Source organism: Nocardia sp. CA-136227 (assembly GCF_050955695.1).
GTDB lineage: Bacteria > Actinomycetota > Actinomycetes > Mycobacteriales > Mycobacteriaceae > Nocardia.
Genome location: NZ_CP192081.1, coordinates 1,483,887 through 1,507,967, shown reverse-complemented (window position 1 = coordinate 1,507,967; position 24,081 = coordinate 1,483,887). Strand labels below are relative to the sequence as shown.

The 24,081-nt window shown below is 68.4% G+C and carries 22 protein-coding genes; 8 read left to right on the top strand and 14 right to left on the bottom strand.

Annotation, left to right across the window (positions count from 1 at the left end):
- Nucleotides 1-220 precede the first annotated feature (220 nt).
- Nucleotides 221-931: a Mut7-C RNAse domain-containing protein gene (locus ACQP06_RS06755; RefSeq protein WP_433671265.1), complete on the top strand. Its 711-nt coding sequence runs from the start codon at nt 221-223 to the stop codon at nt 929-931.
- A gap of 101 nt (nt 932-1,032) precedes the next feature.
- Nucleotides 1,033-1,764, top strand: coding sequence for a hypothetical protein (locus ACQP06_RS06750; RefSeq protein ID WP_433671263.1), 732 nt, complete (start codon nt 1,033-1,035; stop codon nt 1,762-1,764).
- 6 nt (nt 1,765-1,770) lie between these two features.
- Here the strand turns inward: ACQP06_RS06750 and ACQP06_RS06745 are convergent, their stop codons facing one another.
- The 6 genes from ACQP06_RS06745 to ACQP06_RS06720 form a co-directional block, all read right to left on the bottom strand.
- The gene (locus tag ACQP06_RS06745; protein ID WP_379278945.1) at nt 1,771-2,277 is read right to left on the bottom strand and encodes a MarR family winged helix-turn-helix transcriptional regulator; all 507 of its coding nucleotides are present in this window, start codon (nt 2,275-2,277) and stop codon (nt 1,771-1,773) included.
- Nucleotides 2,277-3,281 (bottom strand): pyridoxal phosphate-dependent aminotransferase, encoded by a 1,005-nt coding sequence (locus ACQP06_RS06740; RefSeq protein ID WP_433671261.1) that lies wholly within the window; start codon nt 3,279-3,281, stop codon nt 2,277-2,279. The genes ACQP06_RS06745 and ACQP06_RS06740 overlap by 1 nt, the downstream gene beginning before the upstream one ends.
- 12 nt (nt 3,282-3,293) lie before the next feature.
- Nucleotides 3,294-4,310: a 3-oxoacyl-ACP synthase III family protein gene (locus tag ACQP06_RS06735; RefSeq protein WP_433671260.1), complete on the bottom strand. Its 1,017-nt coding sequence runs from the start codon at nt 4,308-4,310 to the stop codon at nt 3,294-3,296.
- A gap of 2 nt (nt 4,311-4,312) precedes the next feature.
- Complete coding sequence (locus ACQP06_RS06730; RefSeq protein WP_433671258.1) at nt 4,313-4,972, bottom strand: SRPBCC family protein; 660 nt, start codon at nt 4,970-4,972, stop codon at nt 4,313-4,315.
- Nucleotides 4,969-6,684, bottom strand: a complete 1,716-nt coding sequence (locus ACQP06_RS06725; RefSeq protein WP_433671257.1) for a thiamine pyrophosphate-binding protein — start codon at nt 6,682-6,684, stop codon at nt 4,969-4,971. Before ACQP06_RS06725 ends, ACQP06_RS06730 begins: the two co-directional genes overlap by 4 nt.
- Nucleotides 6,685-6,918: 234 nt before the next feature.
- On the bottom strand, nt 6,919-8,139 hold the full coding sequence (locus tag ACQP06_RS06720; RefSeq protein ID WP_433671255.1) for a serine hydrolase domain-containing protein: 1,221 nt from the start codon (nt 8,137-8,139) through the stop codon (nt 6,919-6,921).
- Nucleotides 8,140-8,311: 172 nt separating this feature from the next.
- On the opposite strand from ACQP06_RS06720, the gene ACQP06_RS06715 reads away from it, so the two are divergent.
- Nucleotides 8,312-9,550: an MFS transporter gene (locus tag ACQP06_RS06715; RefSeq protein ID WP_433671253.1), complete on the top strand. Its 1,239-nt coding sequence runs from the start codon at nt 8,312-8,314 to the stop codon at nt 9,548-9,550.
- Nucleotides 9,547-10,749 carry an amidohydrolase gene (locus ACQP06_RS06710; RefSeq protein WP_433671251.1) on the top strand — a complete coding sequence of 401 codons (1,203 nt, stop codon included), beginning with the start codon at nt 9,547-9,549 and terminating at the stop codon, nt 10,747-10,749. Before ACQP06_RS06715 ends, ACQP06_RS06710 begins: the two co-directional genes overlap by 4 nt.
- A 17-nt stretch (nt 10,750-10,766) precedes the next feature.
- On the opposite strand, the gene ACQP06_RS06705 is transcribed toward ACQP06_RS06710, so the two are convergent.
- From ACQP06_RS06705 to ACQP06_RS06680, 6 genes are all read right to left on the bottom strand, one after another.
- Nucleotides 10,767-11,810, bottom strand: coding sequence for a 2Fe-2S iron-sulfur cluster-binding protein (locus ACQP06_RS06705; RefSeq protein ID WP_433671249.1), 1,044 nt, complete (start codon nt 11,808-11,810; stop codon nt 10,767-10,769).
- Nucleotides 11,807-12,697 (bottom strand): SDR family NAD(P)-dependent oxidoreductase, encoded by an 891-nt coding sequence (locus ACQP06_RS06700; RefSeq protein WP_433671247.1) that lies wholly within the window; start codon nt 12,695-12,697, stop codon nt 11,807-11,809. Before ACQP06_RS06700 ends, ACQP06_RS06705 begins: the two co-directional genes overlap by 4 nt.
- Nucleotides 12,694-14,265, bottom strand: a complete 1,572-nt coding sequence (locus ACQP06_RS06695; protein WP_433671246.1) for a flavin-containing monooxygenase — start codon at nt 14,263-14,265, stop codon at nt 12,694-12,696. The genes ACQP06_RS06700 and ACQP06_RS06695 overlap by 4 nt, the downstream gene beginning before the upstream one ends.
- 16 nt (nt 14,266-14,281) lie before the next feature.
- Nucleotides 14,282-15,163: a metal-dependent hydrolase gene (locus ACQP06_RS06690; protein ID WP_433671244.1), complete on the bottom strand. Its 882-nt coding sequence runs from the start codon at nt 15,161-15,163 to the stop codon at nt 14,282-14,284.
- Nucleotides 15,164-15,194: 31 nt separating this feature from the next.
- The gene (locus tag ACQP06_RS06685; protein WP_433671242.1) at nt 15,195-16,052 is read right to left on the bottom strand and encodes a metal-dependent hydrolase; all 858 of its coding nucleotides are present in this window, start codon (nt 16,050-16,052) and stop codon (nt 15,195-15,197) included.
- Nucleotides 16,053-16,156: 104 nt separating this feature from the next.
- A complete protein-coding gene (locus tag ACQP06_RS06680) occupies nt 16,157-16,699 on the bottom strand; it encodes a TetR/AcrR family transcriptional regulator (protein ID WP_433671240.1) in 543 nt (180 codons plus the stop codon).
- A gap of 207 nt (nt 16,700-16,906) precedes the next feature.
- On the opposite strand from ACQP06_RS06680, the gene ACQP06_RS06675 reads away from it, so the two are divergent.
- The 3 genes from ACQP06_RS06675 (at nt 16,907) to ACQP06_RS06665 (ending at nt 21,174) form a co-directional block, all read left to right on the top strand.
- Nucleotides 16,907-18,595 carry a SulP family inorganic anion transporter gene (locus ACQP06_RS06675; protein ID WP_433671238.1) on the top strand — a complete coding sequence of 563 codons (1,689 nt, stop codon included), beginning with the start codon at nt 16,907-16,909 and terminating at the stop codon, nt 18,593-18,595.
- Between the two features lie 8 nt (nt 18,596-18,603).
- Nucleotides 18,604-20,403: an alkyl/aryl-sulfatase gene (locus ACQP06_RS06670; RefSeq protein ID WP_433671236.1), complete on the top strand. Its 1,800-nt coding sequence runs from the start codon at nt 18,604-18,606 to the stop codon at nt 20,401-20,403.
- Between the two features lie 135 nt (nt 20,404-20,538).
- On the top strand, nt 20,539-21,174 hold the full coding sequence (locus tag ACQP06_RS06665; protein WP_433671234.1) for a hypothetical protein: 636 nt from the start codon (nt 20,539-20,541) through the stop codon (nt 21,172-21,174).
- A gap of 7 nt (nt 21,175-21,181) precedes the next feature.
- On the opposite strand, the gene ACQP06_RS06660 is transcribed toward ACQP06_RS06665, so the two are convergent.
- Nucleotides 21,182-21,805, bottom strand: a complete 624-nt coding sequence (locus ACQP06_RS06660) for a TetR/AcrR family transcriptional regulator (RefSeq protein ID WP_433671232.1) — start codon at nt 21,803-21,805, stop codon at nt 21,182-21,184.
- A 131-nt stretch (nt 21,806-21,936) separates the two neighbouring features.
- On the opposite strand from ACQP06_RS06660, the gene ACQP06_RS06655 reads away from it, so the two are divergent.
- The gene (locus tag ACQP06_RS06655) at nt 21,937-22,800 is read left to right on the top strand and encodes an oxygenase MpaB family protein (RefSeq protein ID WP_433671230.1); all 864 of its coding nucleotides are present in this window, start codon (nt 21,937-21,939) and stop codon (nt 22,798-22,800) included.
- Here ACQP06_RS06655 and ACQP06_RS06650 read toward each other — a convergent pair.
- Nucleotides 22,793-24,001, bottom strand: a complete 1,209-nt coding sequence (locus tag ACQP06_RS06650; RefSeq protein WP_433671228.1) for a cytochrome P450 — start codon at nt 23,999-24,001, stop codon at nt 22,793-22,795. The genes ACQP06_RS06655 and ACQP06_RS06650 overlap by 8 nt on opposite strands.
- Nucleotides 24,002-24,081: the final 80 nt, after the last annotated feature.

Genomic DNA, 24,081 nt, shown 5'->3' with positions numbered 1-24,081 from the left:
GATGACCTGCGAACCCAAGAAAATCATCAACCGACCAACTTCGCAACCAGCCTGATCGCAAACAATTGGTTAACGGACTGTTCTCACACCCTTCCCCTGTGCTTCAGGCCACTGCACCGGTGAAATTCGCCTCCACTTCACATTCGGCCGCCGACCGCTGCCACGGCCCGGGCGGAAAACGAGTTGCTCGCGGGTACCCGATTTCTGGGATCCTGGGCTGGTGAACGCAGGGGAAATCACCGTCGAGTTCGCGCCGGAGCTGCGCGTGTTCGTCGGTCAACGGGACCGCACGCCGGTCCGGGTGGACGGCACCTCGACGCTGGGGCACGTGGTGGAGTCGCTGGGCGTGCCGCTCACCGAGGTGGGGACGGTCCTGGTGGACGGCGAATCCGTTGCCACCGGCCACATTCCGCGCGGCGGTGAGAAGATCACCGTATCGGCCGTGGCCCGCCCACAGGTGTGCGCCGAGCCGCTGCGCTTCCTGCTCGACATCCACCTGGGCACCCTGGCGCGCCGCCTGCGCCTGCTGGGAATCGATGCGGCCTACGAGAATCCGGATATCGGCGACGCCGCGCTGGCCTCCCGGTCCGCCGCCGAGCAGCGGGTCCTGCTCTCCCGTGACCGCGGCCTGCTGCGCCGCCGCGAAATCTATTCCGGCGCCTACGTTTACAGCCATCACCCCGCCGAGCAGCTGGACGACATCCTGTCCCGCTTCGCCCCGCGGCTGGCCCCATGGACCCGGTGCACCTCCTGCAACGGCGCGCTCCGCCCCGCCGACCCGGCCACGGTCCGCGACCGCCTGCCCGACAACACCGGCCAGAGCTACGACACCTTCGCCGAGTGCGTCGACTGCGGCCAGACCTACTGGAAGGGCGCGCACCACGCGCGCCTGGACGCCATCGTGGCGGACGCATTGGCCAAATTCGCCTGATCGATCCAGGACTGTTGTGTCCTGCGCCACACTCGCTTACGCTCCTCTGACACTGACCGGTCTCACACAGCTCGGATGGTGCAGGGAACGGAGGGACCTCGATGCGGAGGATTCGGGTGGGTCGGCGCGCGCTCGCAGCAGCACTCACGGCGTTCGTGCCGGCGGCCGGATCATGGACGGCCGCAACGGCTTCGGCCGAGGAGCCGCCCGGTCCGGAACCGACGGCCCAGGCCCGCTACGGCGGCACCGGACCGCATCCCGTCGCGACGAACGCGCAGGTCGGTCCGTGCCAGGCGTCGATCGTCGGCTTCGTCCAGAACGTGGCCGTCCACATCTTCGGCAATACCGACGACCTGACCTGCACCGCGGCCTTCCCCAACGGCCTCGACTCCCCCGCCGGCGTGAACACCTACTTCCCCGCCGATATCGCCGAGCTGCCGAGTGCCCCGCTGATCGTGCTGACCGGCGGCATCGACGCCAATCCCGGCATGTACGACCGACTCGCGCGGCAATGGGCGAGCCAGGGTTTCGTCGTCACCATCCCCTACGAGTGGTTCAACTCGCTGGCCTATGTCCCCGCCGCCGGTTTGGCCCTGGGGATCTGCTGGAACGCCCCGGCCTGGATCGCGAATGCCCGTGGCGTGAGACACTTCTCGCCGGTCGACGGGACGGACGCCTATCGCTCGTCCGGCACCGCCGTGGCATGGCTGCGCTACCTGGGCTTCGGCGATCCGGACGCCGCCCGCTACTTCGTCGGCCCGGACTGGCTGCTGCGCCAGGACAAGACCTACTTCAGCGTGGAGCGCCATCCGCTCGCCGACTCCGTGCGGTGACGGGAGTCAGCGGGCGCGGGCGGCGGCCGCGGCGGCGTCCAGGCGCGCGCCGAGGGCCTTGACCTGGTCGCGCAGGACTTCGATGTCCTCCACCGGAACTCCCACCAGATCCAGCACGGTGCGGATCATCTGCTGCGCGCCCTGCTGGAGTTCGCGGCTGGACTCGGTGGCGTGCAGGACCACGGCCCGGCCGTCGGTGGCGCTGCGCACGCTCTCCACCAGGCCGCGCGCCTGCAGTCGCTGGACCAGCGGCGAGAGCGTGCCGTAGTCGAGGTGTACCTGTTCGCCCAGGTCCTTCATGGCGATACCGGGACGCTCCCAGAGCGCCAGCAGCACCAGGTATTGCGGGTAGGTCAGGTTCATATCGTCCAGGAACGGCCGGTAGGCGGCGGTCATGGATCGCGATGTGGAGTACAGCGCGAAGCACAGCTGGGCATTGAGCGAGAGCAGCGCGTAATCGATCTCCTCGTCCGCTCCGGCCCCAGCGGGTGCGGAAGGCGGATGTTCTTGCATTACTGCACTGTACTGCGCACAGTCGCGAGCACGGCGTCCGTGGCCGCCCGATCGCCGACGGTGATGCGGATACCGGTGGGATAGGACTTGACGTGGATGTCCGCGCCCGCCAGCGCGGTCGCGACCCGATCGGCCTCGGGACCGGGCAGGGTCAGATAGGAGAAATTGGCGTAGCTGTCGGGCACCGAGAGGCCGAGCGCGCGAAGTCCGGTGGTGAGCCGGTCGCGGTGCGCGGCCAGGGTCGCGACCCGCGCCTCGATCTCGGATTCGGCCTCGTAGCAGGCCCGCACCGCCACCTCGGCCAGCGCGGTCATGCCGAAAGGCAACTGCCAGCGGGCAATTCGCGCGATCAGCCGCGGGGCCCCGAGCGCGTAGCCGACCCGTAGCGCGGCCAGACCGTACGCCTTCGAGAAGGTGCGCAGGACGAGCAGGTTCGGATGTCGATCCAACAGATCGAACACATCGATGCGATCGGCGCCCGACACGAAGTCCACGTACGCCTCGTCGAGTACTACGGTGACGGTGTCAGGAACTTCCCTCAGGAGATCCTCGAATTCCCTTGCCGGAACCAGGGTTCCGGTGGGGTTGTGCGGACTGCAGACCACCAGCAGCCGGGTTCTCTCCGTCACCGCGGCGGTCAGCGCCGGGAGATCCTGGCACCCGGAATCGGTGAGCGGCACCGCGATCGGCCGCCCGCCCGCCATGCTGGTCAGAATGGGGAATCCGTCGAAGGTGGGCGTCGCCATCACCACCTCGGCGCCCCCCGCCCCGAATTCCTGGACGATGTGCATGATCACGCCGGTCGCGCCCGCGCCCACCACGATCCGATCCGGCGGGCAGCCGAGCCGTTCGGCGATCAGCCCGGGCAGACGGCGCGGCAGGAATTCCGGATACCGGTTGGCCGAGGCCAGCGCCGCGCTGAGCGCCTCCTGCACCGAGGGCGGCGGGCCGTAGGGAATCTCGTTGAGCTGCAGCCGATGTCCGGCCGTCACCAGGGGGCTCACGGCGCCGCCCCCTCAGCGTCCGCCCCAGCGGAGGGCGGCGGCCCCCGCGAAATCGCCCGCGTGCGCGAAGCCCGCGAACATAACCAGCGATCCGGCCGGCACCCGGCCCTCGTCGACCGCGCGGTCGAAGGTGACGGGAATGCCCGCGCCGAACAGGTTTCCGCAGTCGTCGAAGGTGTCGGGATGCCGTTCCTGCGGCAGTTGCAGGGCGTCTCGCCAATTGCGCAGGAAGGCTCTGTTGGGTTGATTGGTGACCAATAAGTCCAGGTCCTGGGTGGGCACGCCGATCCGGCCGCACACGGCCGACGCGACCTCGGGGACCAGCCGGTTGCCGCGCTGCAGCACCTTGGCGATCTTGGATTCGGTGAAGCCGACGTGCATCTCGCCGCTGCCGGCCTCCCAGTAGCGGCGCGGCGGGTCGGCGATCACGGTCATCTGCCCGGCGAATTCGGGCAGGTGGCGGGTCTCGATATCGAGGATCGGCGAATCACCGGATTTCACCAGCAGTCCCGCGCCCGCGCCGTCGCCCGGAATGGCGGCCTGCGCCTTGCCGCGCACCTGCTCCTGGGTGAAGACCTGACCGGCCACGTTCTGGATGGTGACCACCAGCGCCGAGCGGGCGTCCGAGGACAGCAGGATCTGTCGGGCCAGCTTCATGCCGTATACGAACGACGCGCAGCCGCCGTTGTGCAGATCGATCAGCCACTCCGGCGCGATGCCGAGCCGCGCCGCCACCTCCCCGCCGCTGCCGACGATGCCGATATCGGGCAGCTGGGTGTGCACGATCAGAATGTCGATGCCGCGCAACACGTCCCGGCCGTGCCGTTCCAGGATCGGGGCGACCGCGCGCTCGGCCATATCGGCGGGGGTCTCGCCCGCCGCGACGTGGCGGCGGAACTTGGGGGCCTTGAACATGAGGTTCGAGGTGACCTCGTCCGGGTCGGCGTACTGGGCGAAATAGTCGGCGGAGACGATGGTCTCGGGCAGATACCCGGCGACGTCGAGCAGGCTCACGGTGTCGGCGCTCATGATCAGTCCATCCATTCCGGCTTGATCGGCTGCCCGGCGGCATGCCGGTGTTCGCAGATCGCTTTGAGATTGCGCAGTTCCAGCAGGTGCCCGGCGGCGAAGAGGTGCCAGAAGTCGCCGACCCACACCGGGCGGCCCTCGGGCGCGGACTCGGGGTAGGCGTTGTCCTCGTAGAAGGGGTGGTGGCAATTGGTCCAGGTGACGACCGAACCCGGCTTGTTCAGCACCACCCGCGCGTCCACCACGCGCATCAGATAGACCATCCACAGGTGGTCGGCCTGGTCCCAGGCGCAGTGGTAGTCGACGGTGCGGGCCTCGGGGTTGGCGACGGTGCGGGTGAAGATGCGGGTGTGCGAGCCGATGCGGTCGTCGGACACCCACACCTCGGGATCGGCGGTGCGCTCGAAACCGCGCATGCTGTACGTCCATTCGCACAGGCTGCGGGTGTCGGCCAGGTAGGCGTACACCTCGTCCGGCGGCGCGGCCACGTATTCGGTGACGGTGCAGTACTGGCCGTAGATCTCGTCGTGCGGATACACGGCGCGGGTCATGTCCAGGACCAGCGGCATGCCCTCCTTGAGGGCCGTGGTCTCGATGCGGTACACGCCCGGCACGTCCAGCTCCGGGACTTCGATCGGCTCGTCGGCGACGGTCTCGGTCATGCGAAAGACTCCTTCAGGAACGGTGCGAAAGGTGGGATCTCGTCCGGGTCACACTGCAGTTCGATGAACGCGGGTCCCGGTATTGCCCGCGACTTGTCCAGGGCCTGCTCGAATTCGGGGAGGGTGCGCGCGGTCCAGGCCGGGAGCTCCGGGAACAGGGCGGCGACGCCCGCGCCGATCTCCGACGCGCGGAATCTGTTGAAGCTGTACTCGCCGGAGTAGAAGACCTGCTCGCGGGTCACGCACATGGCGTGGGCATTGTTGTTGAACACGATGAAAGTGACCGGCGCCTGGTACTCGACCGCGGTGTGCACCTCGTGGCCGTGCATGAAATACGCTCCGTCCCCGGCGATCACCACAGTGCGGCGGCCCCGGCCCAGCGCGCAGCCGATCCCGGCGCCGAACGCATAGCCCATGCCGCCCATGCCCAGCGCGATGAGAAACCGTCCGCCCTCCGGGATTCCGAGGTGGTGCACGACGGCCGCGCCGGTGTTCCCGGCGTCGGCGACCACATCGGTGCCGGGATCCAGTGCCGCTTCGATGGCCGCCACGGCGGGGCGGTACCGGACGCCGGGTCCGGACGCGGGCGGCACGGGTAACTCGGGTAGAGGCAGGCGATCGGGTTGTGCGCCAGCGGATCCCGGCACGAGGTGCGCGCCCTCTGGCCCGTGGATCGAGTTCGCGACACCGCGCAGCGCGGCGACCAGCGGACCACGCGCCTCGGCGTGCACCGGGACGAAAGGCTGCTCGATGCCCAGGTATACGACCCGTGGACAGACGGCGAGGGCGGCGTCCAGTCCGGCGCGGGCGGTGAGCGAGAGCGGGGCTCCCACCAGCAGACAGAGTTCCGCCTCGGACACCAGGCGGGCGGCGTTCGGATGACCCATCACGCCGACCACACCGGCGAAGCGGGGATCCGCGTTCGAGTACGCGTCCTTCGCGTCCGGGGTGACCAGGACCGTCGCTTCGAGGGCCCGCACCACGGTCGCCAGTTCGGCACGCGCGTCGGCCGCGGCGACCTCGGGTCCGGCGATGACTACCGCGGAACTCCCCTGCGGCAGTGATGCCAGCAGGTCCACGACGTCATCGGGCAGCGGCGCTCGATCGTCGGATTGCGCTGCGGCAGTGTCGCTTCCCCGATCCTGCGGTTCGGCAGTCACCTCGTCGCCCTCGACGAGCGGAGTCGCCTGAACGTCCTTGGGCAGCAGCAGGACAGCCGGGCCACCGGCCAGCGCCGCCGCGATCGCCCGGTCGAGCTCCAGCAAGATGTCCTGCGGTCGCCGAACTTTCACGCAGTAGCGGGCGACCTGGGCGAAGAGCTGCTCGGCGTCGATGCGGCCGGGAACCCCACTGGTGTCCTGGAAGGCGCCCCGGCCCTCCAGCCCCAGCGGTGGCTGACCCACCAGAGCCAGGACCGGGACCCGCGAGTCGAACGATTCCGCCAGGGCCGCAAGCAGGTTCATGGCACCGCCGCCGGAGGTCGCCACCACGACACCGAGCCGGTTGGTGACGCGGGCGTACCCGTCGGCCATGGTGGCCGCGCCGAACTCGTGTTTGGCGATGACGCCGGTGAGTTCCGGATGCCGGTGCAGGGCGTCGTAGACGTCCTCGATATTGGCCCCGCCGACGCCGAAGACGTGGTCGGCGTGGATCGCGAGCCGTTCGACGATGAGGTCGGCGACGGTTCGGGCCGCGTGTTCGCTCTGGGTCACGATCCCCCGTTCGTATTGCCTTGTCCGCGATACATCGCACACAAGGTATCCGGCCGGAACGAACTCGATCAATGTGTCTCAGGTCACACACTTGCCCGAAAGATGCTGCTGTACAGGCGTTTTGGCCATGCGAAGGCCCCACCGGGGATGTCCCGGCGGGGCCCCGGTCCGGGCACAGGGGGAAATCCGGACTGCATCTGGACGGCTACCGGCTCGGAGGCCGGTTCATCCGGATCAACGATCGGCGGTTCGCCGCGGTTCAGTGCGCGTGCCCGTTCGGCGTGTCGAGGAGTCGAACACCGCGCGGGCCAGGCGTAGGCAGCGCCGGTCGCCATTGAGGGTCAGGCCCAGCCGATTGGGGACGTAGGCGAAGGAGAGTCCGGTCGCCGGATCGGCGAAACCGAGCGAACCACCCAGACCGGGCGTGCCGTAAGCGCGGTGGTCGGGAGAGCCGAAGGGGAAGGCGGGACACGACTTCCGGAAGCCGAGGTGGAATCGGGTCGGGGTGCGCAGCACCGCGTCCGACGCGGGCACCGGACCGGGGTCCGCGATGCGGGCCCGCACCTCCGGCGCGATCGGAAGTTCGCCGGTCAGGCCCGCGGCGTAGATGCGGGCCAGGCCGCGCGCCGAGCCGACGCCATTGCTGCCGGGCAGCTCGACCGACATGACCTCGGGGCGCACGAAATCCTCGGGCATCCCCAGTTCCGGCACCGACAGGGCGCGGAAGAGCTGACCGCGGCGCAGTAGTGCCGGAATCGCCTGATTCCAGGGCAGGTTCCGCTCGTGCCGCAGGTCCAGGCCGGTGGTGCGGGTCAGGTGGGCGATCCGGTCGCCGCCCAGGTCCGCGTCCAGGCCGAGGGTGAAATCGACGCCCAGCGGACCGGAGATCTCCTCGGCGAGGAACATCCGGATGCTGCGCCCGGCCGGGTCCGCGCGACGCACCAGTTCATTGAGATACAGCCCGATGCTGACCGGGTGATAGCCCTGCCGCGTGCCCGGCGCCCACCCGGGACGCTGAGCAGCCAGGACCGCGGCCACGCCGTCCAGATCGTGCAGGTCGTCGAGGGTCATCCGGGTGTCGCGCAGGATGTGCAGGCCCACCTGATGATCGATGAGCTGGCGGACGGTCACCTCGTCCTTGCCGTGGGCCGCGAATTCCGGCCAGTACCGCACCACGGGCTCGTCGTAGTCCAGCTGTCCGCGCGAGACGAGCATGGCAAGGATCAGCGCCGCGACGCCTTTGGTGCACGAGAAGACGGGCGCGATGGTGTCGCGCTCCCACGGGAGTCCGCGCACCGGGTCGCGCGAGCCGCCCCACAGGTCCACCACGGGAGTGTCGCCGTCGAAGACCGCGACCGCCGCGCCGATCTCGCCGTGCCGGAAATTGCGCCGGAAGGCGTCGGCGACCCGGCCGTAGCCCTCGGCCACGTACCCGTGCGTCATCGTCTCGCTCATCGTCGGCGAGCCTACGGGGACCGGCTTCGGGGCCGGTAGCGGCCTCGGCGGGTCAGCCGCCGCCGGGCCGGTCGCGGGGCCCGGTTCTTATGGCAATATCGGGCAAATCGCCCCTATTCTCGGATTCGGGGGCCACTGTGGCCTGCAGCCACTCCCGTTGTGAAGGGGCCTGATGCCGCGCACCACACGGATAACCGTCATGCTGCTGTTCGCGGCCTGGGTTGTCGACTACATCGATCGGACCGTGATCAATTTCGCGTTGCCGGCGATCGGTGCGGACCTGGGGCTGGACCACACGCAGCAGGGGTTGTTGGTGTCGGTGTTCTTCGTCGCGTACGCGATCATCCAGGTGCCCGGGGGTCTGCTCGCGGATCGGTACGGGGCCTTGCGGGTGGGGATCATCGGATTGACCGCTTGGTCGATCTTCACCGGGTTGACCGCGCTCGCCTGGTCGTTCAGCGTGCTGCTCGCCATTCGCTTCCTGTTCGGTCTGGTGCAGGGCGTGTTCCCGGCGGCGGCCATCAAGGCGCTCGCCGAACGCAGCCATCCCGATCAGCGCACCACGGCCGCCGGCTGGACCAACTCCTCCAACGCGGCGGGCCTGCTGCTGGCGGCGGTGATCGCGGGCGTACTGCTGCCCACGGTGGGCTGGCGGGTGATGTTCGCGGTCATCTCGGTGCTCGGGGTGGCGGTCATCCTGGCCTGGCGGCGGTGGATGCCGGAACCGCTGACCCAGGACGAGATTCCGGTCGCGCCCGCCGTCACCGCGGCCGAACGCCGCTCGGTGCTGTTCTCCCCCGCGCTGCTCGGCTTCGCGGTCATGTTCTTCGGCTACGACGTGCTGGTGTGGGGTGTGACCGCGTGGACGCCGACCTTCCTGGAAGAGCAGCGTGGAATCTCCATGGCGGGCATCGCTTTCGCGGCGGTGCCGACCACGCTGGCCGCGGCGGCCGGGGTGGTGCTGGGGGCGCGGCTCTCGGATCGGCTCGGCGGACGGCCGCGGGTGATCGTGGTGCCCGCCATGGCGTTCACCGCCGCCATGCTGTTCGCGCTGCCGCGGGCGGAATCGTTCCCGCTGTTCGTGGTGCTCGGCGTGCTGATGAGCCTGGTCGCGGGGCTGGCGTACATGCCGGCGTTCTCGGTGCCGCTGCGGGCGCTGCCCAGCGTCTACATCGGCGCGGCCACCGGCGTGATCATCTTCGGCGGGCAGCTGGCGGGCGTGGCGAGCCCGCTCGCCTTCGGGGTCATCACCGATCATGTTTCGTACACAACGGCTTTCGAATCCATGGCCATCGGGCCGCTGCTGGCACTGCTGGCGGCGCTGGTGGTTCCGCAAACCGCCGACGCGTTCCGGACGATGGTGTCCCGGCGCGCCGCGGCGGCCGTCCCGTCGAAGGAGCGTCTCCCATGATCGAGCACTGGCAGCAGGTCTACCGGCATCTGCACGCCCACCCCGAGCTGTCGGGTGAGGAGCGGGCCACGGCGCGACTGGTGGCCGACGAGCTGCGCGCGCTGCCCGGCTGGGAGGTGACCGAGAACGTCGGCGGCACCGGCGTCGTCGGGGTGCTGCACAGCGGGCCCGGACCGGTGGTGTGGCTGCGCGCGGACATGGACGGTCTGCCGGTGCAGGAGGAGACCGGCCTCGACTACGCCTCCACCGTGCCCGGGGTGATGCATGCCTGCGGCCACGACGTGCATGTGACCGCGCTGCTGGGCGCGTGCGCGGAACTGTCCGCGAATCCGTTGCCCGGCACCGTGGTCGCGCTGTTCCAGCCCGCCGAGGAGACCGGCGCGGGTGCGCAGGGCATGCTCAACGACGGTCTGCTGGACCGGTTCCCGAAGCCGCGCATCGTGCTCGGCCAGCATGTCGGCCCGCTCCCCGCGGGCCTGATCCTGAGCCGCCCGGGCACCCTGATGGCCGCCTCGGATTCGGTGCGCATCACCTTCCTCGGCAAGGGCGGCCACGCCTCCCAGCCGCACACCGCCATCGACCCGCTGCTCATGGCGGCCACCTTCGTGGTGCGCATGCAGGCGCTGACCGCACGCCAGACCGCCACCGCCGCAACCCCGGTCCTCACCGCCGGGGCGCTGCACGCGGGCACCCGCCCCAATATCATCGCCGACAGCTCCGAGGTCCTGCTCAGCCTGCGCACCTTCACCGACGGTTCCCGCGCCCGCCTGATCGAGGGCATCCAGCGCCTCGCCGAGGCCGAGGCCGCCGCCGCGGGCGCGCCCCAGGAACCGAAAGTCGAGTTCTACGACCACTTCCCGGTCACCGAGAACACCCCCGGCGACACCGAACGCGTGCTGGCCGCCCTCACCGCCGCCGACCTCCCCGTCATGCCCATGCAGAACCCCATCACCGGCAGCGAGGATTTCGGCGCCTTCGGCACCGCCGCCCAGGTCCCCTCCGTCTTCTGGCACATCGGCGGCATGGACCCCGCCCGCTTCACCCAGGACGACCTCCACTACATGCTCACCGAATCCGCCCTCCCACCCCACTACCCCTCCAACCACTCTCCCCACTTCGCCCCCGACCCCGCCCAAGCCCTCCCCGCCGCCATCACCACCATGCTGACGGCGGCCCGCGCCGAACTCACCCGCCCGTAACGGGTACCGCGGCCGGTCTACTCGTCGAAGGAGATGTGGAGGTCGTCGGATTCGGGGAGGGTTTGGCAGGCGAGGGTTTGCCCTTGGGCCAGTTCCTCCTCGATGAGGGATTCGTTCTGGAGCATGCGGGTGCGGCCTTGTCTGACGGTGCAGACGCAGGTGGCGCAGGCGGATTCGCGGCAGACGTAGGGGGCGTCTATGCCGTGGGCGAGGAGGACGTCGAGGAGTTTCTCGGTGCGGGGCCAAGGGAGGGTGTGGGATTCACCGTCGATGTCGACTCGGACGGTGGCGGCCGTCGGGTCGACGGATTGTGGGGTGGTCGTGAGTGGCGTGTGGTGTTCGAAGGGGTTGTCGGTCAGGGAGCGGTAGTCCTCGCGGTGGATGACTCGGTCGGGGATGCGGAGTTGGCCCAGGCCCTGGCGGACCGTCGCGGCGAATCCGGCTGGGCCGCAGAGGTATACGTCGTGGCGGCGGTAGGGGCGGGCCCAGGTCGCGAGGGCGCGGGGGGTCGGGAGGCCGCGGTCGGATTCGAGCCAGTGGGTGACCGTGAGGCGGCCCGGGTGGCGGCGGGTCAGGTCCTGTAACTGGGGGCCGAAGATGACGGAGCCGCGGTCGCGGTTGGCGTACAGGAGCACGATGTCGCCGCAGCCCAGGGCGAGGGCGGATTTCAGGATGGAGATGATCGGGGTGATGCCGCTGCCGGCGGCGCAGAGCAGGAGGTCGTGGGTCCAGGCGCGGGGGACGAAGGCGCCGGCGGGTTCGAGGACGGTGAGGATGTCGCCGGGAGAGACGTTGTCGCACAGCCAGTTCGAGGCGTAGCCGCCCGGCGTGCGTTTGACGGTGACGGTGGGCCGCTCGTCGCAGTGGGGGCTGCTGGACAGGGAGTAGGAGCGGGCCACGGACCCGGTGCGGTCACTGGGGACGCGCAGGGTCAAGTACTGGCCGGGGGAATAGGCGAAGCGGGGGGTGAGGTCGGTGGGGATATCGAAGATCAGCGAGACCGCGTCGGCGGTCTCGCTGATGACTTCACGCACCTTCAGCTGGTGGGCGCGAGCGGTCACGGCGCTCTCCTGCCGAAGACCAGCTCACCGGCCGCCTGGATGCGGTCCATCGACAGCGCCTGGGTCATGCGACGATTCACGCCCGGCGCCAACCGCAGCATGAAGTAGCCCAGCCACGCCTCGGTGCGGACCGGGACCACCGCCAGGTCGTAGCGGATCGAACGGACCACGGCGCGCGCCACCAGATCGGGACTCATCGGCGAGAACGGCAGGCGTTCGGCCAGCTCCTGGATCTGCGCGGTGAGCTGCTGTCCGCGCTCCACCAGCCGCGGATCCACCCCCACCGCGGTGGCGTGCCGGGCGATATCGGTGTTGATCACGCCCGGGCAGATCGCGCTCACCCCCACGCCTTTCGGCGCGAACTCCAGCCGCAGGCATTCGGTGAGCATCTTGACCCCGGCCTTGGACACCGAGTACGCCGACATGACCGGCGTCGGCGTGAACGCGGCCGCGGAGGCGATGTTCACGATGTGCCCGCGCTTGCCCTCGTCGATCATGAGCCGCCCGAACGACCGGCAGCCGTGCACCACCCCGAGCAGGTTCACGTCCAGCTGCAGTTCCCAGTCGTCGGGTTCCAGATCCAGGAACGCCCCGCTGACCAGGATTCCGGCATTGTTGACCAGCACGTCCGGCACGCCGTGGTCGGCGTGCACGTCCCGGGCGAAGGCCGCCCACGCGTGCGGATCGGTCACGTCGAGCTGGGCGGCGATCGCCCGCCGACCCTCGGCCTGGATCAGCGCCACCGTCGAGAGCGCCGCGTCCTTGTCGATATCGGAGACGATCACCTGGGATCCCATGCGCGCGAACCGCAGTGCCGTCGCCCGCCCGATCCCGCCGCCCGCGCCGGTGACCACCACCAGCTTCGGATCGATGGCATTGAGTTTCACGAGACCTCCTCCGAGAGCGCGACCGTCTCGGCCGCGACCGGCGCACCCACCGTGTAGCGGTAGACGTCCAGATCGAAATGCCGGTTCTGCCAGTACATCTCGCCGTGCGTGGACGGCCGGAACGGCGAATCGCCGTGATTGTCGAGGTAGTAGGTGTTGGAGCCCTCGCACACCGGCGTGAACAGGAAGTTCTTCCGCTGCCGCCGCAGGCACTGCCGGAAGTACTCGTCGTGCACCTCCTGCCGGATCTCGACCTCGGTGGTGCCGCGCGCCTTGGACTCGGCGATGACCCGCGCCAGATGCGCCGAGGTGGCCTCGATCATCCAGATGTAGGAACCCAGCACGAACCCGTACGGCCCGGTGATGGTGAACGAGTTCGGGTATCCGGGCACCGAAACACCCTGGTAGGACTGGTACCGGTGCTCGTCCCAGAACTTCTCGAGATCCTGCCCGCCACGCCCGCGCACCGGGAACGGCGGAATCGAGCCCTTCTCCCACAGCTTGAACCCGGTGGCGCAGACGAGCACATCGACCTCGTGCTCGGCGCCGTCCACGGTGACCACCCCGCGCTCGGTGATCCGCGCGATGGAGTCGGTGACCAGGCTGACGTCGGGCCGGTTGAAGGTCCGCAGGTAGTCATTGGACATGGACGGCCGCTTGCAGCCCAATCCGTAACGCGGCGTGAGCTTTTCCCGCAGGTCCGCATCGTGGACCTGGGACCGCATCCAGCGCCGGATCGGCGCCTCGGCGGCCAGGCGCATGGTCGAGGTCAGCCAGGCCGGTCCGGCCACCATGCCGCTCATGGCGACCTCGGTGCCGAAATTTCCGGCCAGCCGCAAGGCGGTGCGAATCCGGGTATTGCCCAACACCATCCGCCCGAGCGGTCCGACCTCGGCGTCGTTCTTCGGGAACACCCAGATCGGCGTCCGCTGGAACACGGTCAGATGCTCGGCCTGGTCCACGATCGCCGGAATCAGTTGCAGCGCGGTGGCTCCGGTGCCGATGACCGCCACCCGCTTCCCTGCCAGGGAGACATCGTGATCCCACAGCGCCGTGTGCACCAGCGTCCCGCCGAAGTCGTCGAGTCCGGGAATGTCGGGCATCTTGGGCCGTTCCAGCCCGCCGATGGCCAGCACGATGTAGCGCGCGGTGAGCTGCTCACCGCCATCGGTGTGCAAGCGCCACAAGCTGTTCCGGTCGTCGAAGTCGGCCGCCATGATGGTGGTGTTCAGCCGCAGCTTCTCCCGCAGCCCGTACTTGTCGACCATGCCTTCGGCGTAGTCCCGCAGCTCGGTGCCGGGCGCGAAGATCCGCGACCAGTCCCCGCGCTGCTCGTAGGAGAAGCTGTAGATGAACGACGGAATATCCACCGCCACACCGGGATAGGTGTTGGCGTGCCAGGTGCCGCCGACCCGATCCCATTTATCCACGATCACGAAATCGTGGATTCCCCTCCGTTGCAGTGCGATTCCGCTGCCGATGCCCCCGAATCCGGCGCCGACCACGATGACCTCGTGGTCGGGCCGGACGGCGGACGGCGCACCCGTGCCACCGCGCTGTGTTGCCATGTCGGTCTCCTCCGGCTCAGCCGATGCGGTCGGACAGTTCGCCGTCCGCGCCGAAAAGCTCTCGCTGCCACTGCGCGAGCAGCGCGTCGGTGTCGATGTCGTCGGGATGGAAGCCCGGCCGCATATAGGGCCGCATCTCCTTCAGCAGGCCCTTCACGATGGGCCCGCGCGCCAGCCGCACCGTCTGCCGCGCCACCTGCCACGGCCGCCAGCTGCGCGGATCGCTGAGGATCGAGGCGAGCACGCCGAGCGACACCACCGGGATGGTGAACACGTACATCCCCGCCATCACCCCGATCCGCACGACCTCGGTCCCGCCGGTGGCCCGGAAGACGTCGAATGCCACGGACTTGTGCTCGAGTTCCTCGAAGGCGTGCCAGTTCAGCAGATGCCACACCTCCGGATCCCCCGGAATGTCCTGGATCTCCTGGCTGCTCAGAATCCGTTTGGCCAGTGTGGCCGTGTAATGCTCGGCCGCGGCCGTGAACGCCAGATGCACCTCCGGCGGCACCGCGTTCTCGATCGCCATCACCCCGAGTTCGCGCAGCGCGCCCGGCGTGAAGGTGAACAGCCGCACGATCGGGAAGCCGTTCTCGACCAGCTGCTCGTTCAACCGCCGATGCTGCTGTCCGTGCACCGCTTCCTGTCCGATGAACCCGGCCACCCGCTTCTTGAGCACCGGATCGGTGACCTGCCCGGAGAATTTGCGCACCGAGCGGATGAACGATTCCTCGCCCGGCGGGAACGCGCCGGAGAGCACCGCGATCAGATGCGTCAAAGGGATGTCGCCCCGGACGAATTGGTGCGCCATCGGCTCGGGATCGCCGAACCGGAAACGCATGCGCCGCACCTTCGGGTAGGGCATGAGGGACGTGGAGTCCTGCCGACCGATCGTCATTGGCCGGTCCTTTCTGGCAATGGAGTTGTGACTACTTCAGGTGGTCGACGAGCTGGCCGCCGTCGCCGAAAAGCTCTGACTGCCACCGGGACAGCAGGGCGGAGGTGTCGATGTCGTCTGGGTGGAAGCCGGGGCGCAGATACTTGCCCAGCTCCGGCATGAGCCGATGGAAGACCGGACCGGTGAACAGCCGATACGCCTCGCGCGCCACGCGGATCGGCTGCTGCCGCGCGACCGGATCGCGCCCGACGGCCAGCGCCAGCGTCACATAGGTCAGCGGCAGCGTGAGCGAGTACATGGCGAGCATGACCGCGATGCGGGTGCGCTCGCTGCCGCCGACCGCACGGAAGACGTCGAAGGCCACCGACTTGTGCTCGAGTTCTTCCAGCGCATGCCAATTCAGCAGATTCCAGACTTCCGGATCGCCGGGAATCGCCTGGATCTCATCGCTGGACAGGATGCGCTGCGCCAGCACCGCCGTGTAGTGCTCGGCCGCCGCCGTCATGGCCAGGTGCACCTCGGGCGACACCCGCTCCTCGATCCACCGCATGCGCTCGACCGCCCGTGGCGAGTCCAGCCAGGCGATGGGATAGCCCAGCTCGACCAGCTTTTCGTTGAGTTTGCGGTGCTCGAGGCCGTGCATGGCCTCCTGTCCGACGAAGCCGGTCACCCGCTTCTTCAGCACCGGATCGGTGACCCGGTCGGCCACCCGGCGAACCGAGCGGATGAAGGACTCCTCCCCCGCCGGGAAGCCGCCGGACATGCCGGCCACGAAATGGCTGTAGACCATGTCGTTCTCGATGAAGTACTTGTCGCTGGAAGCGCGATCGAATCGGAATCTGATGCGGCGGGCCCGGGGATAGGTCTGCGCCGGAAGGGTATTCGCCATCTGGACCATCCTTGGTGCGACACGAAGTACCTAGTACCGCGTGTTCGATATACCAAGTGTAGAACTGTCCCAGACAGTAGACAAGGGCCCGTCCGGGCCCGGTTTCAGCGAATGAAGCGCTCCACCATCCGCCGCTCGCTCGCGGCATCGGCCAGCGGCCAGGTCAGCAGCGAGAGCACGATGCGCACAATCCATTGCACCGCTTCGTCATCCGGCGCCACGCCGGTGAGCAGGGTCGCGATCCGTCCGAGTTCCGGCGAGCTGGCGAACGCGCCGTCACTGCCGCCCGCCCGGGTGCCGGCGAATCCCTTGGCCAGCACCGGATCCGAGCGCACCGCCGCCACCGAGGCCAGGATCGCCTCGACGATCCGGCGCGAACCCTCGTAGCGCCGCACGGTCGCGGCCACCCGCTCGGCGACCCCCACCGCCGACTTGGCCATGACCGCGTCGAACAGTGCCGCCTTGCCGGGGAAGTGCCGATAGAGCGTTGCCCGCGAACAGCCGACGGCCCCCGCGACATCATCCATGCCCACCCGGTCGAAGCCCCGCGTCTGGAACAGTTCCGAGGCGACCACGACGATCCGATCCGAGGCGACCGATCGCCGCACCCCACCCGTCAGCCAGTCCACGCGCTGCTCGGCCACCATGCCCACTCCTCACCGGTGAAGATCAGGTCTCATCCTGAGACGTACGTCCGGATTCGTCCAGGGGTCAATCTGAGCAACAGACCGGTCTCAATTTGCCGGAAGTTCGCCCTGTCTATGTAAGGCTGTTTCCGGACGCGGTGCGGCGCGTTCTACTTGATCTGGGTTCAAGCTTGTCGACGGCTGATCGGGCAGCGAGGAGACACACGCGTGGGCGCAAGCGTGACACGTATTCGGCAACGCATTGGCAAACCAACAACCAAAGATGTCACCGCCGGTATGGCAACCGGTCTGTTCAGCATCCCCGAGGGGATGGCCTACGCCTCCATCGCCGGATTCAATCCGGTGGCCGGACTCTACGCGGGCGTGGTGCCACCCATCCTGGGCTCGCTGACCGCCTCCACCGTCCTCATGGTCACCACCCTGACCAGCGCCATCGCCCTCACCGGCCAATCCGCCATCGCCACCGCCGGACTCGATCCGCACGACGCGGGCAATCTGGCCGCGCTGACCCTGCTGGTCGGCGTGGTCATGGTGCTCATGGGCGTGCTGCGCCTGGGCGTGGTCATGAGCTTCGTGTCCAACGCCGTCATGGTCGGCTTCTCCACCGGCATCGCCCTGCAGATCATGACCGGCGTGCTCGAGGACGCGACCGGCTACAAGCCGCCCGGGCACAACAAGCTTGTGCAGGTATGGAATTGGCTCACCGGCATCGGGCACTGGCAGTCCTCGGCCACCTGGGTCGCCGTCGGCACCATCCTGGTCTGGGCGGTCGCCCGGCTGATACCCAGGATCGAGGCCCTCGCGCTGCTGGTCGCCATGGTGGTGGTCAGCGTGGCCGTCGCGATCCTGGGCACCGACGTCGAACTCGTCTCCGATATCGCGAGCATCCCCGGCGCGCTGCCCGGGCTGTCGCTACCGAACTGGGACGCCGTGCCGCACTTGGCCGCCGGCGCGCTGTCGGTGGCGCTGGTCGCGCTGGCACAGGCCGCCAGTGTCGCGCCGTCCATGCCCAACCCGGACGGCAGCCGCTCGAGCGTCAACGCCGACTTCACCGCCCAGGGCATCGCCAATCTGGGCGGCGGCCTGTTCTCCTCGCTGCCGTCGGGCGGCTCACTGTCCCGGACCGGCGTCGCGGCCGGGGTCGGAGCCCGAACCCGCTGGGCCGGCATCATTTCCGGCGTCTTCCTGGCGCTGGTGGTGGTCGTCTGCGGCAGCCTGGCCGAGCGCATCCCGATGCCGGTCATCGGCGGGCTCATCCTGGTCGTCGGCGGCGAGCTGATCTGGGGCAAGGTCAACGACATCAAACTGGTGGCCCGCACCTCGAAGCTGTCCACCGCCGCCATGATCGCCACCTTCGCCGCCACCACCCAGCTGCCATTGCAGCAGGCCATCGTGATCGGCGCGATGCTGTCGCTGCTGCTGTACTGCGTGCAGGCGGCCGGACAGGTGCAACTGGTCGGGCTGACTCGCAACGAGGCGGGCAATTGGTGTACTTCGCTTGTGCCGCAAGCTCTTCCGCCCGGCGAGGTCACCGTCCTCGACTACCGCGGCACCAGCTTCTTCGCCGAACTCCCCCGCCTGGAAGCCGCCCTGCCCGATGTCTCCGAGGCCCGGAACGCGGTGCTGGTGCTGGTCCTGCGCGCCATGCCCGACATCCCCTCCTCCGCCATCCTGCGTTTGCTCGAACGCTACAACCGCGAATTGCACACCGCCGGAGGACGACTCGTGCTCGCGGGCGTCGAGCCGGAACTGGCGCGGGTCCTGCAGCACACCGGGCTCACCGACGAACTCGGCGTCGGCGGCATCGTCGCGGCCGAACCCGAAATCTTCGGGCCCGTCGCCAAGGCCGTCGACCTCGGAACCAACTGGATCGAGAGTCGGAAAACCCAACAGTGAGGTGACACATGACAGCAGCACCCGTTGACCGCACCGATTTCGAGAACGCCGAGCGTGGACTCATCGCCCGTCTGATACCAGGTGTGATTCCGGCGAAGAACGGCGGCACGGCGTACGACGCCGACTCCTTCGACTTCCTGAAGGGCAAGGGCGCGGACACCGTACCGCCCAGCCTCTGGCGGCAGTCCCAGCTCACGGCCATCCACGGCCTGTACGAGGTGTGCGAGGGCGTATATCAGGTTCGCGGCCTGGATATCTCGAACATGACCCTGATCGAGTCCGACAACGGCGTGATCGTCGTCGACCCGCTGGTCAGCACGGAGACTGCGGCCGCCGCGCTGGGGCTCTACCGCGCGAATCGCGGCGACCGCGAGGTGCGGGCGGTGATCTACACCCACCCGCACGCGGACCACTTCGGCGGCGTGCTCGGCGTGGTCGACCCGGACACCACGGTGCCGATCATCGCGCCCGAGCATTTCATGGAACACGCCATCTCCGAGAACGTGTACGCCGGCACCGCCATGTTGCGCCGCGGCATGTACTACTCCGGCGCGAACCTGCCGCGTAACCCCGAAGGCGTGGTCGGCATGGGCCTGGGCCCGATCGCGTCGGCAGGTGAATTCGGTTTGCTGCCACCGACCCTCGACATCACCGCGACCGGGCAGGAGGAGGACATCGACGGCGTGCGGTTCATCTTCCAGATGACGCCCGGCACCGAGGCCCCCGCCGAGATGAACTTCCTGCTCCCGGACCGTAACGCGCTGTGCATGGCCGAGAACGCCTGCCATACCCTGCACAACATACTGACCCTGCGCGGCGCGCAGGTTCGGGACTCGCGCATGTGGTCGCGCTACATCGCCGAGGCCATCGAATTGTTCGCCGAGCGCGCCGACGTCGTCTTCGCCTCGCATCACTGGCCGACCTGGGGCCGGGAGAACCTCGTCGAGTTCCTGACCCAGCAGCGCGACACCTATGCCTACCTGCACGACCAGACCGTGCGCCGGATGAACCAGGGCGAGACCGGCAGCGAGATCGCCGAGGACTTCCCGCTCGCGCCGGATCTGGCGGCGCAGTGGAACAACCGGGGCTACTACGGCTCGATCAGCCACGATGTGAAGGCCATCTACCAGCGCTACCTCGGCTGGTACGACGCAAACCCGGCACACCTGTGGATGCATCCGCCACAGGAACAGGCCACTCGGTACGTGCAGCTGCTCGGCGGTGTGGACGCGACTGTGGCCAAAGTGAAGGAGTTCGCGAGCTCTGGCGACCTGCGGTTCGCGGCGGAACTGGGCAGTCACGCGGTCTTCGCCGACCCGTCCCACGCCGAGGCGAAGAAGGCGCTCGCCTTGATCCTGGAACGCCTGGCCTACGGGTCCGAAAACGCCACCTGGCGCAACTGTTTCCTCACTGGCGCGTTCGAACTGCGCAACCCCATCCCCCACACCCTGCTCACGCCCAGCCCCGAGATGGCGAAGGCGATGAGCATCACCCAGCTCTTCGACACTCTCTCGTTGAATGTCGTGGGCGAGCGGGCCTGGTCCGAAAAGTTCAGCATCAGCTGGCATTTCACCGACAGCGGTGAGAACTACCGCATGGAACTGAGCCACGGGGCGCTGATCCATTACCCCACGACCCGGGACCACACCTCGGATCTGGACGTGACCCTCACCAAGCTCGGCCTGCTGCAACTGATCGGCACCGGCTCGTTCGACAACGTACAGGCCAAGGGCGACACGACGGTGTGGAAGCGGCTCACCGGACTGCTCGACAAATCCGATCCCGATTTCGCGATCGTCACCCCCTGATACTGCGGCCGTCCGGATCGCATCGACCAGCTCCGACACGATCCGGACGGGATTTCACCCAAACCGGATTCACCCGAACCGACAAGAAGCGAGGACATCAAGGTGACGGCGCCAACCGCACGGGGAACCGGCCGCATGGCCTCGATCGAAGCCATGGGCTTCACCGGAATCGTATTCGCGATCCTGACGCTGGTCGGGGTGGAGCTGCTGCGCGGCATGCCCGGCTGGAGCGCCGATCACGCGACCGTGGAGCAGTGGCTCTCCCAGTCCGGTCATCGCACCCGGCTCACCGCCGTCGTGCTGATCATGGTGGTGGCGTCGATCGCGCTGCTGTGGTTCATCGGCACCCTCCGGCGCCGCCTCGGCACCGGCGAAGATCAGCTGTTCGCCACGGTCTTCCTCGGCAGCGGAGTGCTCCTCATCGCACTGCTGCTCACCTCGGTGGCCGCCTTCGCGGTGCCGGCCACCCTCGCCCAGCAGGCGAGCCCGGCGATCGCCGCGGACGCCTACCCGGCCAGCCACGGCCTGGGCATCACCCTGATCACCGTCATCGCACCGCGCATCTCCGCGGTGTTCATGCTCTCCCTGGCCAATCTCGGTCGCGTCACCGGCGCGTTCCCGCGCTGGCTGAGCCTGCTGTCCATGGCCGCGGCGCTTTTCATGCTGATCGCGGTGACCACGGAGATCCGCATCGCTTGGGTCCTGCCCGCGTGGGCCCTGGTGGTCGGCATCCACATCGTCTCGCGGCGAAAGCATCTCGCCGCCGAGTGAATCGAAGTCAGGGCGCGGTCAACAACGGCTGGAGGTAGCGGACGGCGTAGTCGCGCAGCCGCTCCTCCGAGTCCAGCAGCGGCGGGGCGTCCGGGGTCAGCACCAGCGAATGGATCAGCCGCACAATGGTGGTGGCGTAGAACTCCGTCTGGTCGTCCCCCGACAGTCCGAGCTGCGCCCGCGCCGCGCCCACCTGCTCGGTCACGAACACGGTAGCTATACCGAGAATCTCACCGGCCTCGAGGGTGAGCCAGCCGAGCACCTCGTCACGATCGACGGCGAACAGCCGCCGCAGCAGCGGATGGTCGCGCAGCGTGGTCACGGTGACGACGAAGCCACGGGTGTGGCGTTCCAGCGGATCGGCGATATCCCCGATCCCACGCTCGATCTCGGCCAGGGTCCGACGCACCTCGTGGGCGAACGCGGCCCGAGTGATCTCCTCGCGCCCGCCCATCCGCCGGTAGAGGGTGGCCCGGTTCACCCCGGCCCGCTTGGCGATGTCGTCGGCGCTGGTCCGGCGGATGCCGACCAGCGAGAACTGTTCCAGGGCGGCCTCTTTGATGCGGGTGTCCACGGCGTCGTCGGGTTCGACGGCCGTGAGCAGAGCCTGCAACGACAAGGGGGATTCCACCGGGCGCACCTCCTGACCGGAGTCTAGTCGGTTGCGACAGTACGACACAATTTGTCGCATAGTCTTGCGACAAAGAGAGACAATGTGTTGCACTCTTTGGCAGGAGTTCCCAATGACGTGGAGGCCGTGCCATGAGCAGCGCAGCAGAGATCGAGCAGCCGACAATCGTTCCGCGGGGCGCGCCCCTGGGCCCCGGCTCACTGCTGTGGGAGTACTTCGGCGACCATCGCCTCAAACTGTTCTTCGGGCGCTCCGGCACCCTGCAGAACATGCACCCCGCCGTTTCCGCGGCGCTGCAACAGCATTCGAACTTCTTCGACGACCCGTGGGATCGGCTGCTGCGCTCGGTGCCACGGATCGAGGACTCCATCTACGACCCGCCCGAATCCGCCGCGGCCGCACGGGTGCGCGACTACCACCGCGACATCAAGGGCGTCGACCATCACGGCCGGCGCTACCACGCGCTGAATCCCGACGTCTTCTGGTGGACGCACGTCACCTTCGTCGAGGCCGTCATGGCCATGAACGAGCACTTCGGCACCCCGCTGACGGACGACCAGAAACAGCAGCTCTGGGCCGAGGGCGTCACCTGGTGGGAGCGCTACGGGCTCTCGATGCAGCCGGTGTTCGGGACTTACGAAGAGTTCCAGGCATATTGGGAGCACATGCTCGCAGACGAGCTCGAGGCCAACGAGACCACCGACTTCGCACTACGGGCGGCCGGCCTCCCGATCCCCCCGGTACCGGGGGTGCCGACCTGGGCGTGGGCGGTGATCCGGCGGCCCTTCATGGAATTCAACGTCTGGCTGCTCGCGGCGATGATGCCCGAGCGCGGCCGGGAGATCCTGGGCATCGACTGGAATCGACTGGACGAGTTCGGTTTCCGGGTCTTCGCGGGCACGGTCCGGACCGCGTGGCCGCTGCTCCCCCGGCCGCTGCGCTACGACCGGCGCGTCTATCGCAAGATCCGGGCCGCCGAGCAGGGCCTCAACTAGCGGCCCTACCCACACCCAGCTCGACGGGCATGGAGCGGTAGGCATGCAGGTTGCGCAGGGGGTGCGGGATCGGTGGGCCGTCCAGGCGCAGGTTCGGGTAGCGATCGAAGAGGGCGGGCAGCGCGATGGAGCCTTCCAGCCGGGCCAGCCGGGATCCCAGGCAGCCGTGGATTCCGCTGCCGAACGAAAGATGTTCCGCGGCATTGTCTCTGGTCACATCGAATCGGTGGGGGTCGGGGAAGACCGCGGGGTCGTGGTTGGCGCCGGCCAGGGACAGCAGGACCAGGGAACCCGATGGGATCCGCTGATGATCGAGGTCGACGTCGCAGTTCGCGACCCGGCCGGTCATCCGCACGGGACCGTCGTAGCGCAGGATCTCCTCGACCGCGTTGCGCCACAGCCACGGCTGCGCGGCCAGCTGTTCCAGCTGGTCCGGATTGCCTGCCAGCAGGGCGATTCCATTGCCGAGCATGTTGATGGTGGTCAGGAATCCGGCGTCCAGCAGCAGGGCCGCGTTGGCCACCTGCTCACGGCGGGTCATGTCGCCGGCTGTCACCAGCATGCTGAGCACGTCATTGCCCGGTTCGTCGCCGAGCCCGTCGAGGTGCCGATCGAAGTATTCTTTGACCTCCACCAGGTCTTCGATGGCGTCACGGTAGGTGCTCCAGTCCAGACCTCGCTCGAGCAGCGGTGCACCGGAGTCGCCCCACTTCAGCAGGGTCGAATGCATGTCGGCGGGCAGCCCGAGCATCTCGGCGATGATGGTGACGGGCATCTGCGCGGAGAAATCGCTGATCAGATCGGGCCGAGGCTTCGATTCCAGGCGATCGATCAGGTCATCGGCCACCTCGGCGATGCGCTGCTCCAGGGTCGCGATCGCCTTCGGGCCGAAAGCCTGCCCGACGGTGCGTCGATATCGGGTGTGATCCGGCGGATCGGTCACCAGCATCGAGGGCGGTTCCCCCAGGTTCGGAAGTCCCAGATCCGTTTTGGCCAGCATCCAGCGGATCGGCTTCGGCAGACCTGGATGATTGGGCGTGACCACGCCGAAGCTGCGGTCGCGAAGGATGGTTCGGCACACCTCGTAATCGGTGGTGATGTACACACCCGACATCCGGGGAATCGGACCCCGCCGCCGGATCTCCTCGAGATACGGCGACGAGCCGAGCAGGCGGTCCGACCCGAAGGCCAGGTTTCCCAAGGGTTCACCCCGGCGCGCCGACCACCGGAGGTAGGTCCGCAGAAAGCCGTGTGTGAGCAACCACCGAGTCCATGTGCGAG

Bases quoted from the DNA above. Each gene is read 5' to 3' on its own strand.
- ACQP06_RS06750 (WP_433671263.1), top strand. From the start codon at position 1,033: ATGCGGAGGATTCGGGTGGGTCGGCGCGCGCTCGCAGCAGCACTCACG.
- ACQP06_RS06745 (WP_379278945.1), bottom strand. From the start codon at position 2,277: ATGCAAGAACATCCGCCTTCCGCACCCGCTGGGGCCGGAGCGGACGAG.
- ACQP06_RS06735 (WP_433671260.1), bottom strand. From the start codon at position 4,310: ATGAGCGCCGACACCGTGAGCCTGCTCGACGTCGCCGGGTATCTGCCC.
- ACQP06_RS06730 (WP_433671258.1), bottom strand. From the start codon at position 4,972: ATGACCGAGACCGTCGCCGACGAGCCGATCGAAGTCCCGGAGCTGGAC.
- ACQP06_RS06720 (WP_433671255.1), bottom strand. From the start codon at position 8,139: ATGAGCGAGACGATGACGCACGGGTACGTGGCCGAGGGCTACGGCCGG.
- ACQP06_RS06715 (WP_433671253.1), top strand. From the start codon at position 8,312: ATGCCGCGCACCACACGGATAACCGTCATGCTGCTGTTCGCGGCCTGG.
- ACQP06_RS06710 (WP_433671251.1), top strand. From the start codon at position 9,547: ATGATCGAGCACTGGCAGCAGGTCTACCGGCATCTGCACGCCCACCCC.
- ACQP06_RS06695 (WP_433671246.1), bottom strand. From the start codon at position 14,265: ATGGCAACACAGCGCGGTGGCACGGGTGCGCCGTCCGCCGTCCGGCCC.
- ACQP06_RS06690 (WP_433671244.1), bottom strand. From the start codon at position 15,163: ATGACGATCGGTCGGCAGGACTCCACGTCCCTCATGCCCTACCCGAAG.
- ACQP06_RS06685 (WP_433671242.1), bottom strand. From the start codon at position 16,052: ATGGCGAATACCCTTCCGGCGCAGACCTATCCCCGGGCCCGCCGCATC.
- ACQP06_RS06680 (WP_433671240.1), bottom strand. From the start codon at position 16,699: ATGGTGGCCGAGCAGCGCGTGGACTGGCTGACGGGTGGGGTGCGGCGA.
- ACQP06_RS06670 (WP_433671236.1), top strand. From the start codon at position 18,604: ATGACAGCAGCACCCGTTGACCGCACCGATTTCGAGAACGCCGAGCGT.
- ACQP06_RS06665 (WP_433671234.1), top strand. From the start codon at position 20,539: ATGGCCTCGATCGAAGCCATGGGCTTCACCGGAATCGTATTCGCGATC.
- ACQP06_RS06655 (WP_433671230.1), top strand. From the start codon at position 21,937: ATGAGCAGCGCAGCAGAGATCGAGCAGCCGACAATCGTTCCGCGGGGC.